The 17,700-nt window shown below is 34.9% G+C and carries 17 protein-coding genes, 1 tRNA gene and 2 pseudogenes; 19 read left to right on the top strand and 1 reads right to left on the bottom strand.

Annotated features, from left to right (window positions below; genetic code table 11):
• The first annotated feature begins 32 nt into the window (after positions 1-32).
• The 8 genes and pseudogenes from APF76_10090 (at position 33) to APF76_10055 (ending at position 7,525) form a co-directional block, all read left to right on the top strand.
• The gene (locus tag APF76_10090; protein ID KUO48974.1) at positions 33-2,606 is read left to right on the top strand and encodes a hypothetical protein; all 2,574 of its coding nucleotides are present in this window, start codon (positions 33-35) and stop codon (positions 2,604-2,606) included.
• A gap of 19 nt (positions 2,607-2,625) precedes the next feature.
• Entirely contained in the window at positions 2,626-3,453 is an 828-nt protein-coding gene (locus tag APF76_10085; protein ID KUO48973.1) for a formamidopyrimidine-DNA glycosylase, read from the top strand.
• A gap of 80 nt (positions 3,454-3,533) precedes the next feature.
• Entirely contained in the window at positions 3,534-4,178 is a 645-nt protein-coding gene (locus APF76_10080) for a hypothetical protein (protein KUO48972.1), read from the top strand.
• An 8-nt stretch (positions 4,179-4,186) separates the two neighbouring features.
• Positions 4,187-4,759: pseudogene (locus APF76_10075) on the top strand.
• 65 nt (positions 4,760-4,824) lie between these two features.
• Positions 4,825-5,379: pseudogene (locus tag APF76_10070) on the top strand.
• A 108-nt stretch (positions 5,380-5,487) separates the two neighbouring features.
• The gene (locus APF76_10065; protein KUO48971.1) at positions 5,488-6,528 is read left to right on the top strand and encodes a nicotinate phosphoribosyltransferase; all 1,041 of its coding nucleotides are present in this window, start codon (positions 5,488-5,490) and stop codon (positions 6,526-6,528) included.
• An 86-nt stretch (positions 6,529-6,614) separates the two neighbouring features.
• Positions 6,615-7,385, top strand: coding sequence for a hypothetical protein (locus tag APF76_10060; protein KUO48970.1), 771 nt, complete (start codon positions 6,615-6,617; stop codon positions 7,383-7,385).
• A 53-nt stretch (positions 7,386-7,438) separates the two neighbouring features.
• Positions 7,439-7,525: transfer RNA gene (locus tag APF76_10055), tRNA-Leu, on the top strand.
• 143 nt (positions 7,526-7,668) lie between these two features.
• On the opposite strand, the gene APF76_10050 is transcribed toward APF76_10055, so the two are convergent.
• Positions 7,669-8,400 carry a hypothetical protein gene (locus APF76_10050; GenBank protein ID KUO48969.1) on the bottom strand — a complete coding sequence of 244 codons (732 nt, stop codon included), beginning with the start codon at positions 8,398-8,400 and terminating at the stop codon, positions 7,669-7,671.
• 195 nt (positions 8,401-8,595) lie between these two features.
• On the opposite strand from APF76_10050, the gene APF76_10045 reads away from it, so the two are divergent.
• The 11 genes from APF76_10045 to APF76_09995 all read left to right on the top strand — a co-directional run bounded on the left by APF76_10045 (position 8,596) and on the right by APF76_09995 (position 17,530).
• Positions 8,596-9,516, top strand: coding sequence for a proline dehydrogenase (locus APF76_10045; GenBank protein ID KUO48968.1), 921 nt, complete (start codon positions 8,596-8,598; stop codon positions 9,514-9,516).
• A 65-nt stretch (positions 9,517-9,581) separates the two neighbouring features.
• Positions 9,582-10,811, top strand: coding sequence for a hypothetical protein (locus APF76_10040; GenBank protein KUO48967.1), 1,230 nt, complete (start codon positions 9,582-9,584; stop codon positions 10,809-10,811).
• A gap of 123 nt (positions 10,812-10,934) precedes the next feature.
• Positions 10,935-11,963: a spore photoproduct lyase gene (locus tag APF76_10035; protein ID KUO48966.1), complete on the top strand. Its 1,029-nt coding sequence runs from the start codon at positions 10,935-10,937 to the stop codon at positions 11,961-11,963.
• A 27-nt stretch (positions 11,964-11,990) separates the two neighbouring features.
• Positions 11,991-12,257, top strand: coding sequence for a hypothetical protein (locus APF76_10030; protein ID KUO48965.1), 267 nt, complete (start codon positions 11,991-11,993; stop codon positions 12,255-12,257).
• 90 nt (positions 12,258-12,347) lie between these two features.
• Positions 12,348-12,833: a molybdopterin-guanine dinucleotide biosynthesis protein MobB gene (locus APF76_10025; protein KUO48964.1), complete on the top strand. Its 486-nt coding sequence runs from the start codon at positions 12,348-12,350 to the stop codon at positions 12,831-12,833.
• A 190-nt stretch (positions 12,834-13,023) separates the two neighbouring features.
• A complete protein-coding gene (locus APF76_10020) occupies positions 13,024-13,524 on the top strand; it encodes a hypothetical protein (GenBank protein ID KUO48963.1) in 501 nt (166 codons plus the stop codon).
• 74 nt (positions 13,525-13,598) lie between these two features.
• Entirely contained in the window at positions 13,599-14,384 is a 786-nt protein-coding gene (locus APF76_10015) for an AraC family transcriptional regulator (GenBank protein KUO48962.1), read from the top strand.
• Complete coding sequence (locus APF76_10010) at positions 14,385-14,621, top strand: hypothetical protein (protein ID KUO48961.1); 237 nt, start codon at positions 14,385-14,387, stop codon at positions 14,619-14,621. It begins immediately after the preceding gene.
• Positions 14,622-14,684: 63 nt separating this feature from the next.
• A complete protein-coding gene (locus tag APF76_10005; protein KUO48960.1) occupies positions 14,685-15,803 on the top strand; it encodes a hypothetical protein in 1,119 nt (372 codons plus the stop codon).
• A 23-nt stretch (positions 15,804-15,826) separates the two neighbouring features.
• On the top strand, positions 15,827-16,657 hold the full coding sequence (locus tag APF76_10000) for a spermidine synthase (GenBank protein ID KUO48959.1): 831 nt from the start codon (positions 15,827-15,829) through the stop codon (positions 16,655-16,657).
• Positions 16,658-16,669: 12 nt separating this feature from the next.
• On the top strand, positions 16,670-17,530 hold the full coding sequence (locus APF76_09995; protein ID KUO48958.1) for an agmatinase: 861 nt from the start codon (positions 16,670-16,672) through the stop codon (positions 17,528-17,530).
• Positions 17,531-17,700 lie beyond the last annotated feature (170 nt).

Genomic DNA, 17,700 nt, shown 5'->3' with positions numbered 1-17,700 from the left:
AAAAGGGAATAATATAAAATGAGGTGAAATTATTGAGTGATAAATTCCTAATCATAGATGGAAGCAGTTTAGTACATAGAGCCTTTTATGCCTTACCTATTCTAACTAACAGAGAAGGTGTATTTACTAATGCTGTTTATGGTTTTACCAACATGCTTTTAAAAATAATCGAACAAGAGCAGCCAAAATATTTAGCGGTTGCCTTTGATAAAGGAAGAGTTACCTTTAGAAATATAGCATTTAGAGAGTATAAAGGGCATAGAAAAGCAACCTCACCAGAACTGAAGCCGCAATTCTCCTTAGTTCAAAAAGTGTTACAAGCACTAAATGTTTCTTTTTTTGAGTTAGAAAATTATGAAGCAGATGATATTATTGGAACTTTTGTCAGACTTGGGGAAAAGGATGGATTAACCAATGTTATAATTACTGGTGATAAGGATCTCTTACAGTTAATAACGGAAAAAAGCAGGGTGCTTTTGACAAGAAAAGGTATAAGCCAGACAGAATACATTGATTTACCTAAACTTAGGGAAATCTATGAATTAGAACCCCGACAGATGATAGATGTAAAAGGCCTCATGGGTGATCAATCAGACAACATACCAGGAGTACCTTCAGTAGGAGAAAAGACTGCTTTAAAGCTTATTAAGCAGTTTGGAAGTGTTGAAGGTGTTTATGAAAATATTGATCAGGTCAAGGGAGAAAAGCTTAGATATAATTTACAAGAAAACAAGGAAAAAGCTTTTCTAAGTAAAGAGCTAGCTACTATTGAATGCTGTGTACCCATGGAATTAGACATTAAAAAATGCATCTATGAAAAACCCAACTATAAACAATTATTAACCTTATTTAAAGATTTAGAGTTTAATAGCTTGGTGAAAAGATTTCTTGAAGAAATGGAACCTGATACAAATGAGAATTTGACAGAAAAGCTTTTAGCTGAAAAATTCCTTAATGGATATAATAAGAGCAAACCAGTAGCACTTTATATGGAATTCAAGGGTACAAAAAACACCCCTCAATTTGTATCAGCTGTAATGGTACAAGCTGGATTAGCTACTAGCTTTGAATCCTCCCAGGAAGAAGTGTTTAATGATTTCTTTAAGGATAATCCACAGGTGAACGTTATTGTTCATGATTTTAAAGAAGTATATAAATACTTTAAGTATAAGGGAATATCTATAAAAAATGTTCAAGATAGTCAAATAGGTGCCTATTTGCTAAACCCTGTTCGTTCGAACTATGGAATCGAAGAATTAGCGTTGGAATACTTAAATAAAGCATTAGCTGAAGGTAGTGATGCAGTTTTTAATGCCATAGAAAAGGCAGCTATTCTTGAAGAACTATTTCTTAATATACAGGAACAATTAAAAGAAAGCAATTTATATGAACTATATATGAACATAGAGATGCCTCTGATAGCTATTTTGGCTGAAATGGAGTTAACAGGTGTCAAGGTTGAAAAAAATGTACTTGAAATAATGGGTGAAAACCTAGAAAAAAAATTAAATAAACTTACTAAAGACATATATGAATTGGCCGGTGAGGAGTTTAATATTAACTCTCCCAAGCAGCTAGGATCAATTTTATTTGAAAAAATGGACTTACCAAATGGAAAGAAAACAAAAACAGGATACTCTACTAATGCCGAAGTGTTAGAACATATTACCCATCCCATAGGAGAAAAGCTATTAGAGTATAGACAACTGACTAAACTAAAGGGAACATACATAGATGGGCTTAAAGAAATTATTAATGATGAAACAGGAAAAATACATACAACATTCAAACAGACAATAACTGCCACAGGAAGGTTAAGTAGTGTTGAACCGAACCTGCAGAACATCCCCATTCGTCTTGAGGAAGGAAGGGTATTAAGAAAAGCATTTGTGCCTTCAGAAAAAGATAATGTGCTGATAGCTGCAGACTACTCACAAATAGAATTGAGAATTCTAGCACATTTATCAGAGGATGAAAACCTCCTGGATGCCTTTGAAAAGGGGCATGATATTCATACAAGAACGGCCTCAGAGGTGTTTGGAGTACCCATGGAGAACGTCACATCTCAAATGAGAAGAAATGCCAAGGCAGTTAATTTCGGGATAGTATATGGCATAAGTGATTTCGGTTTATCCCGTGACTTGGGTATAAGTATTAAAGAGGCTAAAATGTACATTGAACAGTATTTTAAAAGGTATCAGGGAGTTAATACATACATTAGTGATATAATTGCAAAAGCTAGAGATAATGGTTATGTGACTACACTATTAAATCGAAGAAGGTATTTACCAGATCTATTTAGTCCCAATAAGATGGTTAGGTCCTTTGGAGAAAGAACTGCAATGAATACACCTATTCAAGGAAGTGCAGCGGATATAATTAAAATTGCCATGATAAAATGTCAAGAGTTTTTAGAAAAAGAAGATCTCCCAGTTAAAATGCTTTTGCAGGTCCATGATGAACTTATCTTTGAATGTCCAGAAAAGTTATATGAAGAAGTTGCATCCTCATTGGTAAGCTGTATGGAGAATGCACTTGAATTAAAAGTTCCATTAATCGTAGATGTAAAATATGGTTTTAACTGGTATGATTTAAAAAGCATATAGTGAAGGTGGTGCAAATAATTTGCCTGAATTGCCAGAAGTTGAAACAATTAGAAGGAGCCTTACAGAAAAATTAGCTGGATTAACTATTGATAATCTTGACATATATTTTGAAAAAATAGTTAAGGAACCAACAGATATAGACCGGTTTAAAGAAATTGTGACTGGCAAAAAAATTAAAGGGCTAGACAGGCTGGGCAAGTATTTACTCCTTCAGTTATCGGATAACTATATAATAGTAATTCACTTAAGAATGACAGGAAGGTTGTTATACGTTGCAGATTATGAAGATGTAACAAAACATACCCACTTGATATTCCACCTAGGTAATAATTATCATTTACGTTTTGTGGATGTTAGGAAGTTTGGAACAATTTATCTTTTAAAAGATAATGAACTAGATACAATAAAAGGTTTAGCTCATCTTGGGCCTGAACCTTTGTCAGAAAACTTTACCGCACAGGTTTTTGCTGATAGTTTAAAGAAGAAAAGCAAAAAAATAAAACAGGTACTCCTTGACCAGGATATTGTTGCTGGACTTGGAAATATTTATGCGGACGAAGTTTTGTTTGAGTCCCACATATTGCCTGATAGACCAGCAAACTCTTTAAAAGCAGAGGAAGTCGAGGAACTCTATAAAAGCATAATAAAAATCATTAAAGAAGCCATTGATCATAGGGGGACCACTTTTAGTGACTACGTAGATGGAGAAGGAAAAAAGGGTGAGCACCAAGATCATTTAAAGGTTTATCAAAGAACTGAACAGCCATGTAGTCGCTGTCAATGCCCAATTAAAAAGGAAAAAATAGCAGGGAGAAGTAGCCACTATTGCCCTGGATGTCAGCATTAGATTTTTTGATGAAACAGGCACCCTTAGTTTCCCGAAGCATATGATGTAACTATCATAATGAACTTCGGGAGGCGAAAGATTTGGAAATATTATCTGTCATCCTATTTGCTTTGGCAGTTAGTGTTGATGGTTTTGGTGTTGGCTTGGCATATGGCATGAGAAGTATACGTATTTCTCTTGTCCCATTATTAGTAATCTGTGTCACATCAGCACTTGCTATCACTATATCCATGTATTTTGGGACATTGGTTGCGTCTCTATTTACCCCAGAGACAGCAGGCAGATTAGGTGCTTTTATATTAATATTAGTTGGTATTTGGATAATATTTGAAGCTTGGTCAAAATGGAAGAGGGTTAATGAACCTGATAAGAATACTGAAAATGATCCTTGCTTAATGCGTTTTAAAATTCCTGGACTTGGCATTGTAATTCAGATATTAAAAGAACCTGAGGAGGCAGACTTTGATAGGTCGGGTAATATTAACACCAAAGAGGCTTTGTTTTTAGGATTTGCACTAGCAATGGATGCACTAGGGGCAGGTTTTGGTGCCGCTGTGGCTGGTTATCAAATGCTCTTAGTACCTATCTTTGTTGGAACCTTTAAATTCATGTTGGTTTCAGGAGGCTTATGGCTAGGACGCAAGAGTTGCTTTAGTAGCTTAGGCATAACAGGATCTTTATTACCTGGTATTATTTTAATTATGTTAGGGATTTCACAGATTTAGGAGGTAACATGAAGATAATTGGCCTTACAGGAGGAATTGCCAGCGGAAAAACCACGGTAGCCTCAATTCTTTTAGGATTTGGGGCTACAATAATTGATGCAGATAAGGTTGCAAGAGAAGTAGTTGAGCCTGGAAAACCTGCCTGGCAGGAAATTCGTGAAGTTTTTGGAGACAATGTTTTGCTATCAGGCGGAAATATTAATAGAAAGTATTTAGGAGAATTAATCTTTAATGATCCGAAGAAGAGAAATCTACTAAACTCTATCATACATCCGAGAGTTAAAGATGAGTTTGAAAATAGACTCAAATATTTCAAACAGATTAATAATCCGATAGTATTTCTTGAAGTTCCTTTACTACTTGAAACAGGCATGGATAATATGGTGGATGAAGTATGGTTGGTAGTGGTTAATATGGAAACCCAAATTCAAAGAAATATTAAAAGAGATAGAATTTCAAGGGGACAAGCTATCAAAAGAATAGAATCTCAAATGCCCATAGAGGATAAAAAGAAACGAGCAGACATTATAATAGATGGGCAACTAGAACTTAATGAATTGCAATCTTATTTAAAAAGTTTATGGAATAATATTTTGCCTAATGGAGTAGAGGTAAAAGAGAAAGATCAGGCAATGAACCGAGGGGAATGAATTTAGGATTGGGACTTATTAAAAAGGTGTTATCCTTGCTTTTATTGTTCGTAATTATCATATATGTGCTTGTACCATTTGGGCTTAAGCTATGGTTTCCTTATTATCATCGAGAAACTATTGAATTCTACTCAAGTCAAAGCCAGCTTGATCCTCTTTTTGTAGCTTCAATAATTAGGGTTGAAAGTAGATTTAATTCTATGGCGGAATCTAACAAAGGTGCAAAAGGTCTTATGCAGTTAATGCCAGAAACCGCCATGTGGATAAGTGATCAGATCAATGTGCCTTATGAAGAAGAAAAACTATTTGAACCTAAGTATAATATAAGGCTGGGGAGTTGGTATTTAGCAAGCTTGAAACAAGAGTTTAATAATAACACCAACCTTATCCTAGCTGCCTATAATGGAGGCAGGGGAAATGTAAAAAAATGGGTGGATACAGGCATATGGCTTGGTGATGAGGATATAGATAAAATCCCTTTTAGAGAAACAAGAGATTATGTCCGAAGAGTTAATAGTACATATGAAACATATCAAAAACTTTATGGGAAATAATTGTTTAAAAAGAGGTATTTTAACAATATATAACGAAAAATTAGTGATGATAAATAATTCTAGTTATAGAAGAAGAGAAATTTTGTAGTTAATGGGGTGATTGTTGTGAAAAGAAATGAAATAGATACGCTAGAAAAGGTAAAAAATCTTAAAATAGATAAAAATAGACCTTTTTTTTCAGCAGAACATGAGGAAATACTAAATGGAGCAGTTACGGATATATACTTTATAAGGACCAATGAGATCCTTAAAAAAGAAGGGCTGGCAGATACACCTGTTACTGCAGAGGTTTTTATGAGGCGTTCTGGTATACTAGCTGGTATAGATGAAGCAAAAAATCTCTTGAGGGACAAAGATATTAAAGTATGGGCTTTAAAAGAAGGACAGGCTTGCCAGGCTAAAGATGTGGTAATGAGAATAGAAGGCCCTTATAGTGAGTTTGGAATACACGAGACAGCCATACTAGGAATATTAGCACATTCTAGTGGGTGGGCCACAGCAGCTCATGAAATCAAACAGATTGTCAAAGAAAAATCCTTTTTTTCTTTTGGTGCAAGGCACGTGCACCCAAGCGTTGCTCCAGTCATGGAAAGAGCTGCCTTGGTAGGTGGTGCTAGTGGTGCTAGCTGTGTTTTAGGTGCAAAATTGTTTGGAGTAGACCCTGTTGGAACTGCCCCTCACACGGTTTTCCTAATTATGGGGGATACAGTTAAAGCTGCTGAGGCCTATGATAAACACATGCCAGAAGATGCATCACGTTTGATATTGGTGGATACATTTAAAGATGAAGCTGAAGAAGCCTTAAGAGTTGCAAATGCACTTAAGGATAAGCTTTATGGCATTAGACTAGATACACCTAGTGAAAGAGGAGGCGTAAGACCAGAACTAATCAAGGAAGTAAGAGCAAGACTAGATCAAGCAGGTTTTAACCATGTAAAGATCTTTGTCTCGGGAGGACTGAATCCAGAAAAAATAGAAAAACACATTGCAGCAGGTGCAGATGCCTTTGGAGTAGGTAGCTATATATCAAGTAGGCCACCCATTGACATGACAATGGATATTAAAGAAATTAATGGAAAACCCATAGCAAAAAGGGGAAGAATACCTGGAAAAACTGTAACAGATGGATTAGAAAGAATAATATAATTAAAAGTGTTGTTATTAATGAGTATATGACTATTATATAGGGCAAAAACTAGAGTTAATATGATTACCCTGAAAAGGGGGATGAAATGATCGATTTAAGATATCATATAGCTACAGTTATTGCTCTTTTTCTTGCACTTGGTATTGGAATATTTATTGGAAGTACCGTGATAAGTGATGGTGTTTTAATAAAAGAACAAGAGCAATTAATTGTGCTACTTGAAAAGGAATTTGATAAGCTAAGAGATGATAACCGTTTTTTAAGATCTAATGTACTAAATCTTCAAGAAAATTTGAATACCTATGATGAGTTAGGCAAGGAAGTATTCCCCATTATTGCAGGACAGAGATTAACTGATAAAAGGGTTGGGGTACTAGTCACAAATCCGGACTTTAGTCCGGAAGAGTTTATAGGTGCTTTAACAGAAACTGGAGTGGAAAAGGTATTTGAGATCACAATCTCCAAAGATTTTTATGATCATAATCAAGTTGAACTGATAGTTCCGGACCTCATCAATACTATTACTAAAAAACTAAAGCCATTAGATCATACAATAATGGCCGAAGAATTAGTGGAGTCAGAATTCATAAGTATTAGTGGTAACTTTACAGTTCCAGCAGATTACCTGTTGATTGTTGGGGGCGGCACTACAAACAACAGTTTAGATTTTGCGAAATTATTAGATTATCCATTAATAAAGGAAATTATGAACTTAGGAATATCTATAATTGGAGTTGAACCAACTAATGTAGAGTTTAGTTATATGCCGACGTATAAAGCGTTAGGCATACCAACAGTAGAGAAAATTGATACATTTATTGGAAAGCTAAAGCTCATTAAACTTTTGGAGGAATAGGTTTGATATTGCTATAAAAAAAAATATCTGTTATAATACTCGTTGAGCATAATGCGAGAGTGCTGGAATCGGCAGACAGGCATGTTTGAGGGGCATGTGTCAGAATTGACGTGTGGGTTCAAGTCCCATCTCTCGCACCAATAGTATAAACGGAATCCTACCACTAGGTAGGATATTTTTTTCTACTACCAGAAGTATAAATTGTCGGTAGATAATTAATTCAACTAAGGCTTCCACCTCTGTTAAAGACTTGGCACAAGCCAAGTTTTATCTTATGGAGCTTTTAGTTTGGTCCTGGATAATCACTTATGTTTACTTCAGTAGGAGGTTTCACATTATCATCTCTTAGATCTACATAGAGTTTTCCATTACTTTCTAAAATACAAAGACTCACTTGTGCAAGCGACTTTATACCTTGTTTTTCTAATTCACTAATTAGCCAATTCTTATTAAGACCAATCATTTCTAAGTTCTGCAAAATGATCTGGCCATCATATATTAGCTCTGTAGAAATGCCTTCGTATTTTGTAGAAATATTTAAATCCTCAGGTGTTACACTTCGTTTTTGAGATTTCTTTTTAACAGATAAATAACCGTTAGTTTCTAAGACAGCAAACTCTACATCACTTGGATTAAAAGCTCCCCTAATTCTTAACTGCTGCATTAGTTCATCCATATGATAATTCATTTTTGCCATATTTTTCTCAAGAATTTTTCCATTATGAATAATAATTGTCGGTTCTCCTAATAACCACTTTGAGGTTATTCTATTTTTTATAGTGGCAACTCCTAAAAGCCAGGCAAATAGAAACCAGAAAAACATTCCAGCCAAATGTGTGTAAGGAGGAGAATCAAGCTCTGTGGTCGTTGTAGCTGCGATTGAACCTACAGTTATGCCTACAATATAGTCGAAAAAGGAAAACTGATTAACTTGTTTTTTACCGACAAGTCGGCTAAATATTAAAAGAAAAGCGAAGGCAAAGAATGCCCTTAATAAAACATTTAAATAGTCCATAAACTCAAACCTCCCTATAATAGCTTTCCCACAAAGTGTCTAAAAAATCGTCATTCTGTCCAGAGAGTAGACGAATTATTCTTTTAAATGGGTAGTAAATGTCAGCATTAGCAACAATTTAAAATGGCATGAAACTTGCAACAATAATATGTTTAGCATAGGTATTTTTCTGCTAATACAAAGGGGGGATTATTTTTGAGTAATGTTGCTAGAAAGGTAGTATTAACAGTTGCTGAGAATAAGCTTGTAACAAATTTTGTGAATAAGTATGGACTCGCTCTTGGAGCAAAACGCTTTGTTGCTGGAGAAAAAATAGATAATGCGATTAATGCTATCAAACAATTAAATGCAAAGGGCATTTCTGCCACACTAGATAATCTGGGAGAAAGTTGCTATGAAGCCAAAACAGCTACTGATGGTACCATGGAAGCTATTAGAATATTAGAGGTTATTAGTGATATTGGTGTTGACAGCAATTTGTCGGTTAAATTAACTCAATTAGGGTTAGATATTGATCAGGAATTTTGCCTGAGCAATTTGATGGAAATTGTAGGTAAAGCTAACGAGCTTGATAACTTTGTGAGAATAGATATGGAAGATTCATCAAAGGTGGATGCTACAATAGCTGTCTTTAGAGAATTAAAGGAAAAATATCCAAACAATGTTGGGTTAGCTCTTCAATCCTATCTATATAGAACTGAAAAAGATATGGATAACCTATCAGATTTAAAACCAAACTTTCGATTAATGAAGGGTGCATATAACGAACCAAAAGAGGTAGCATTTCCACTAAAGAAAGATGTTGATGATAACTTAGTAAAAATCATTAAAAAGCACTTAGATGCAGGTTTTTATACAGCAATTGCCTCTCACGACGAGAATATAATAAATATTTCTAAAGATTATATCTCAAAGAAAAACATACCAACTTCTCAGTATGAATTTCAGATGCTTTATGGTATATGCTCAAATCTTCAAGAACAGCTTGTTAGGGAAGGGCACAAGGTGCGTTGCTACGTTCCCTATGGGACAGACTGGTATCCGTACTTTTCACGAAGATTAGCCGAACGACCTGCTAATATCGTATTTATACTAAAAAATCTACTTAAAAAATAATTGTGGTATTAATTTCCTATAACGGATAGAATAATAGTAATAGAAATATTGTTAGGGGGTCTTCTATGTTTAGAAGAACTGTTGAATTAAGAGGACATATTGTTGACAGTAAGATATTGCCTGCTGTTTTTGAAGAGGTAGAAAATGTCGGTGGAGAAATATTCATTGAACATAGTGTTATTGGAAAGAAAAAAGCTGACAGTAGTTACATAATTATGGAAGTTACTGCACCTTCCCAGGAAACTCTAAATAGTGTTCTTGAAATTGTCTCTAAGCTAGGAGCTAGTGTTTTAAATGAGGCAAAATTAGTGCTTGAATTAGCCCCAGGAGATGGTGTGTTCCCTGAGGGATTTTATTCTTCAACAAATCTTCCCACCTTTATTTGGCACAATAATAGTTGGATTAAAGTTGAGAATATGGAAATGGATTGTGCCATAGTATTAGAGGAGACGGAAACTCCAAAGGCCTATTGCATACCAATCAGCAGGGTCAAAAAAGGTCAGCTGATAGTGGTTGGAAAAACCGGAGTTAAAGTGTTGACAATGGATGTGGATGCAGATAAAGAGGTTTTCAGCTTTATGGGTAGTGAAGTTAGTAGTGAAAAGCCTAAAAATCTTATCATAAAGGATATAGCTTTGCAGATGCAAAGTATTAAAGAAAGAAATGGAAAAATCTTGTTTGTTCTTGGTCCTGCAGTTATACACACAGGAGCAGGTATCTGGGTGGAAAAACTTATTGAAAACAATTATCTTGATGTAGTTTTCGCAGGAAATGCAGTTGCAACCCATGACGTTGAAAATGCATTTTTTGGTACCTCCCTAGGAATTTGTTTGAAATCCGGGAAATGTATACAGGAAGGTCATTCACATCATTTAAGGGCCATTAATAGAATTAGAGCTGCAGGTAGTCTAGAAGAAGCTGTTAATCAAGGAGTGCTTACAAAGGGCCTTATGTATACTATTATTAAGAATAAGACCCAATATGTACTTGCTGGCTCTATTAGAGATGATGGTCCCATGCCTGAAGTAATTACTGATGTTATCAAGGCTCAGGAAGCCATGAGGTCCAAGCTTGATGGTGTTGAGATGGTTGTTATGCTGTCAAGTATGCTTCATGCAATTGCTACGGGAAATATTTTACCAGCATCCATTAAAGCCATCTGTGTTGACATAAACCCTGCAGTAGTAACAAAACTTGCTGATAGGGGAAGCTTCCAAACCATTGGTTTGGTTAGTGATGTAGAGTGGTTTTTGCGTCAATTAACAGAGCACTTGGGACTTGACACCAAATATTAACAGATACTAATACCCCTAAAGCTGTTTATTAAAAGAAAAAAGTGACATACTAATATAAAAAAGCGGTTTTCCTTAAATTTACTAAGGTAAGTCGCTTTTTCATGTTTGGAGGCAAAATATAAGGTGCAAACCTTTAAACCTAAAAGAGTTTTATTTGAGCAAGGGGCTTTGGATTATCCCCTAGGAGAAAAATTATATACTCAATTCAAAAATGATAAAGATGTGGCTGTTACAATAATTGGTTCCCACAATAGGGTTATAGGCATACCCGGAAAAAGTCCACAAGAGGGCTTCAAGGAGGCAAAAAAGACCCTTGTAGTTGGAGTTAGGAAAAGTAGTGATTTTCAGACCTGTAAACCATCAGCTCATTATCAACTACCATTATCAACCAGTTGCCCTGGAATGTGTGAGTATTGTTACCTTCACACAACCCTTGGGAAAAAGCCCTATTTGAGGATCTATGTTAATATTCATGAAGTTCTAGCTAAAGCCAAGGAGTACATAGATGGTAGATTACCGGAAATAACAGTTTTTGAAGGAGCGGCTACCTCAGACCCGCTTGCTTTAGAACACCTAACTGGCAATTTGGAGGAAACAATTAGATTTTTTTCAGGTGAATCCCATGGAAGGTTTAGATTTGTGACAAAGTATGCTGAGGTTAATTCCCTGTTAAATATTAATCATAATGGAAACACTAGATTTCGCTTTAGTATAAATACGCCCTATGTAATTACAAAATTTGAGCACAATACACCTGGTTTGAAAGAACGCCTGGCAGCTGCTAGAAAAGTGGCAAAAGCTGAATATCCATTAGGATTTATTATTGGCCCAGTCATAATTTATGACGGCTGGGAAGATGACTATAAATCTCTATTTTTGAGCTTACAAAATGATTTGCAAAAGGTGGTTAAAGAAGCCATAACTTTTGAAATAATAACGCATCGCTACACTACGAGGGCCAAAAATAATATAATGGATATCTTTCCAAATACTGACCTTCCAATGGATGAAGAAGAAAGACAACTAAAATATGGACAGTTCGGTTATACAAAGTACTTATATCCTAAAGAAGATATGAAAAGCATTAATAATATATTTAAGGGAATGATCGGAAAATATTTTCCAAATAGTAAGATTGAATACTTTGTATAAAAAAATTAAAATCCTAGGAGTGGTGTTATGGTTAAATTCTATAATGATTGGGAAGAATGGAAATACTTTTTATCAAAAGCCATGCATGCAGGCGAGGTAGTTGGGATTTCAGATGATAAAATTGGTTGGATGGCATATCAATTTGGCAAACTGATACATATGGTGGATCCAAGAAATAAAGGACAGGCAGCTCTTGCAGAAATGTGGTCAGTTGGAGATGAAGAAGATAGAAGGGTTTTGGCAAAGCTAATGACAAAGATAGTAGATAACTATGATAAAATACAAAAGCATTAAGGATAAAACCTGATGCTTTTTTTACATGCAGGATTATATTAATAATTTGTAGAAACTAAAACTATTATCTAACTTGAAAGAGGGTTGCGAATGGCAAAAATGATTTCATTAGTTGGTAGATCAAATGTAGGCAAGACCACTCACTTGGAGAAAGTTTTAAGGGAAATAAAGTCTCGTGGGTATAAGGTAGCTACTATCAAGCATGATGTTCATGGTTTTGATATAGATGTGCCTGGAAAGGATACTTGGAAACACGCTCAAGCTGGGGCAGATACTGTGGTTATTTCATCTCCCAATAAAATAGCCATAATTGAAAAACTATCTGAGGAGAAAACATTGGATGAGATTGCAGAGAAGCTGCAAAATGTAGATATTATTATTACAGAAGGTTATAAAAGAGCCAATAAACCCAAAATCGAAATAGTTAGAATGGAAAGAGGCACAGAGCCTTTATGTGATGCTAAAGAATTACTAGCATTAGTTACAGATTGTGATATTGATATGGATGTACCTAAATTTAGTTTTGAAGATGTTTCCGCATTGGTTGATCTAATTGAAAAAAAGTTTATCCGATAATCTATTGTTTTGTTAGACTTTGTCACTTAAATGACAAGGTCTTTTCTTTTTTAGACATTCTTCATAACAATCAAAAAAATATAGATAAACAATACATATAATGAAGTAAATACAGGAAAAGAAGGAAACAATACCCATAAAAAGAATAGTTTAATGTTGTTAAAAATAATTAGACGAAAGTGGGAATATCATGGTCTTTCTTAAAGGTATCATACTTACATGCAGTTTCATTATTTGTGTCAATTGCAATCTTTTGCTAGCAGATTTCATGGCTTTGAACTACCAGGACAGTTATAAATACGCGGAAGTGGTCGATTGGTGGAAGGACTATGAAACTCTTCCTAAAGCATCTGGAACTATAGCTAACAGAGTTTCTGAGGCTATACAGTATGAGCAATGGTTAACAGAACCATTAGAAGAGGTAATTAGGCGATTATCTGATTACTATGCTGAACCGCTAATAGGGGAAATCATATCTTCAGTATCAGACTTTAAACAAGTGCCTAGTGATTGGCATTATTCATATAGAGTAGATAACGTTTACTTGCTACAAAGAAGTGGTGGAAAAACCATTGTAATTGCTGAAATAAGTGAAGTGTTAATAGATGAGGTAGTAGACAAAGGGCTAGCATTAATTGCCCTTGACAAAAATCTAAAGATAAGTGAGCAAGTTTTTAGGTGGGAATATTGACCTTATGCTATAAAGTGTTAATATATAAGTAGAAAATAATCTAACTATGTAAATTTAGGGGATGTAGGAAAATAATGAAAATTAATGGTTCTAAAATTAGGGAGATCCGGGAGGAAAGGGGAATGTCCCTTGCTGAGCTAGCAGCAAAGTCCAAGGTTTCCGTTTCCTTTTTAAGTGAGATAGAGACAGGCAGAAAAAGCCCATCATTACGAACAATTGAAAAGATTATAAATGTATTAAATATTTCTAAAAGCATTTTTTTATCTGAAAATATGATTCAGGGCATAGAATTAGGTGAAAGAGTTAGATTAATAAGAAATGAAAAGAACCTTACTTTGTCCAAAATTGCAGAAAGAACTGGTTACTCAATTTCATATATGAGTGATATTGAAACAGGCAAAGTTCTACCATCTATAGAAGCTGTGAAAAAACTTGCTGATGTGTTAGATGTGCCAGTTACTACTATTGTTGATTCCAATTTAACCTTTGGACAAAAATTAAAACGTGTCAGAGAAGAACAAGGAATAACCCAGAGTAACATTGCTACCCTTTCAAACCTTTCAACAGGATTAATAGGACAACTTGAAACTGGAAAAGTACAACCATCTTTATCAACTATAGAAAAAATTGCTGAAGCCTTGTCAATTTCGCCATGTTATTTTATACTTAATGGTGCTGGACCTGAGGACATGCTTCGACAAATGAGCCCTGACTTAAAAGATCTTCTGGCAAATAAGGAAGTTCAATCAGTTTTAAAACTACTTTGTCATAGTAACAAAAAGGAAATAGAATTTATATTAAATTTTATAAAGTTATATAAACAAACTGGACTAAATGATGACCAAGAGGAGGAATCATAAATGCCAACTTATGAGTACAAGTGTGAAAAATGTGGTGTATTTGAAAAATTACAATCAATTAAGGATGACCCTTTGAAGAATTGCCCAGAATGTAATAGCAAGGTAGAAAGGCTGATAAGCCGAAATGTCCATGTAGTGTATAAAACTGGTGGTTTTTATACAACAGATAATCGTAGTCCCGACTATAAGTCTTCTGATAGTAAAGGTACTGGCAATTCCGGCAGCAAGGCTAGCTAAGCTGCCGTTTTTCTATATTTTTAATGGAAGTTTAATTATATTTTAAATTAGGATAGGAGTATTATGTCTCAAGAGCTACGAGAGTATTTAATAGAACATATTGCCAATAAACCCCTACGGTTTTATGACTTTATGAAAATTGCTTTGTATCATCCTATCTGGGGATACTATGTAAAGGATAAACCCAAAATAGGTAGAGAAGGGGATTTCTATACAAGCCCCAATGTGCATAGCGCCTTTGGGCATTGTATAGCCGAACAGTTATATGAAATGTGGACAATTTGCAAGAAACCCAAAGAATTTTATTTAGTTGAAATGGGCCCTGGAACAGGACTTCTTGCAAAGGATATTTTAGACTACTCGCAAGACTATGGTGACTACTACGACGCAATAGCTTATGTATTAATTGAAACAAGCCCATATATGACTGATGTACAGAAAAGACAATTAGAAGGTCATGCTGGTAAGTGTAGGTGGGAGAATTCTATTAGCAAAATAAATAACTTTACAGGAATAGTCTTTTCTAATGAACTTGTAGATGCATTTCCTATTCATAAAGTCACACAGCTAGATGGAAAATTGAAAGAAATTTACATCCAATATGAAAATGGAGCTTTTTGTGAAGAAATCGGAGAGCTTTCAAACAATGATATTGCAGACTATCTTGATGAATTACATATTAGTTTAGAAGATGAACAAGAAATCGAGGTAAATCTTGATGCTATAAATTGGCTTGAAGAAGTAGCTTCAAAGCTAGAAAAAGGCTTTCTAATAACCATTGATTATGGTTATAAGACAAAGGAGCTAGAAGAACCTTTTCGATTTAAAGGTACATTAATGAGTTATTCTAACCATACTAATACCCAAGATGTTCTTCTAAATCCAGGAGAACAAGATATAACATCCCATGTGAACTTTTCTGCAATAAAACATTATGGAGAAAAGACTGGCCTACAAACAGCTGGCTATACCTCTCAAATGAGATTTCTTGTAAACTTAAATATAGCGGACAAAATGAAATTGGGTTCTGATCTTGAGGGTGTTAAAAATTCTTATGCTTTAAAAAGGCTTACAATGCCTGATGGCATGGGAGAAAAATTCAAGGTATTAATCCAGCATAAAGATATTGAAGTAAAAGGCTTAAAAGGATTAAATGGCTTTTTCAGCACATTAAAAATATAAGAAATGAAGGAGGCAATTCTTAAATGGAAGGAATTTGGTTCACAGAAAAACAATTACCAGGATTAGCGGTTTCTTGTTTAGTAAAGAAGACTTTACATCATGAAAAAAGTGAGTATCAAGATGTGAAAGTAGTTGATACAGATACCTTTGGTACAATGCTACTTCTAGATAATGTTATTCAAACAAATGTAAGAGATGAGTTTGTCTATCATGAAATGATTAGTTTCCCAGCACTTAATACCCATCCAAACCCAGAAAATGTTCTTGTTATCGGTGGTGGAGATGGAGGAACTATTAGAGAAGTTGCCAAACATCCCAAGGTAAAGAAAGCCACTTTAGTTGAAATTGACGGAGTTGTGGTTGAAGTAAGTAAAAAGTATTTACCATCAATTTCTGCTGGATTAAAAGACCCAAAGGTTGAAGTGAAAATTGGTGATGGCATTAAGCATGTCAAAGATAATAAGAATACATATGATGTTATTTTAGTAGACTCAACTGACCCAATTGGGCCAGCTGTTGGGTTGTTTTCTAAAGAGTTTTATACTGACGTATTTAATGCACTAAAGGAAGATGGAATTTTCGTTGCCCAAACTGCTTCACCTTTCTTTAATGGAGATATGATAAAAAGAATTCATAAAGATTTAGCTGGGATATTTCCAGTTAAAGACTTGTATGTAGCCACAGTTCCTACATATCCAGGAGGATACTGGTGCTTTACAATGGGTAGCAAAAAGCATAACCCGAGGGAAATAACTAAAGAAAGTATTGCTGCACCTAATACAAAATATTACAGCCCTGAAGTCCATTTCGCAGCATTTGCACTACCCCCATTTGTGGAAGAGTTTGTTAAGTAGTAGGTGTATATAATGGAAAACAACTTTTATAAAAGTGGACGGTATTTAGGTGCAGATTCAGAATACCAAGGTGCCAAGGCCGTAATATATGGTGCACCCATGGATTTCACAGTATCTTTCAGGCCAGGTACCCGTTTTGGACCGGAAAAGATAAGAAGCGTATCTGTTGTTTTGGAGGAATATAGTCCATATCAGGACAAACATCTTGAGGAAATAGCATTTTATGATGCTGGTGACTTAGCATTGCCCTTTGGTAATGTTGAAAAGAGCTTGCAGTTGATATATGAAACAACAAAAAGGCTACATAAAGATAATAAGTTTCCAATCCTACTTGGAGGAGAACATCTAGTTAGTTTACCTTCAATTCAAGCTACTCATGAGCATTTTAAAAACTTGAAGATTATTCAATTTGATGCCCATGCTGATTTAAGAGAGGATTACGAAGGAGAACCTAATTCCCATGCCACAGTTATCAGAAAAGCTGCGGAATTAATTGGCGGTTCTAATGTATTTCAGCTAGGAATTCGCTCTGGAACAAGGGAAGAATTTTCTTATGGAAGGCAAAATACAAATTTCTACTTTAATCAGGTTACCGAACCTATAGATGATGTCATCCAAAAGTGTGGCAATGACCCAGTATATATTACCTTAGATATAGATGTATTTGATCCAGCTTTTGCACCTGGTACTGGAACTCCAGAACCAGGAGGTTTCTCTGTTGGCGAAATCTTAAATACCTTTACGAAATTGGACAAGTTAAATGTTATAGGCTTTGATCTAGTAGAAGTCTCTCCAGTATATGACCAGTCAGATATAACGTCTGTTTTGGCTGCAAAGCTTGTAAGAGAGACACTTCTGGGGTTTGTAAAATGATGAATAGGACGTTCTCACTACGGATAAAAATTGTTTTATATGATAGTGTAGAAAATACTTGTTATAAGAATGGAAGCATGCTATAATAATCAAGCGTCAGGATAATAGATGGATTTCCAGTAAATATCTTTTGACTTTTATGGAGATTTGATGTATACTAAATCTTGTCG

It is taken from the genome of Desulfitibacter sp. BRH_c19, assembly GCA_001515945.1.
GTDB lineage: Bacteria > Bacillota > DSM-16504 > Desulfitibacterales > Desulfitibacteraceae > Desulfitibacter.
This window is presented reverse-complemented; position numbering and strand designations above follow the sequence as displayed.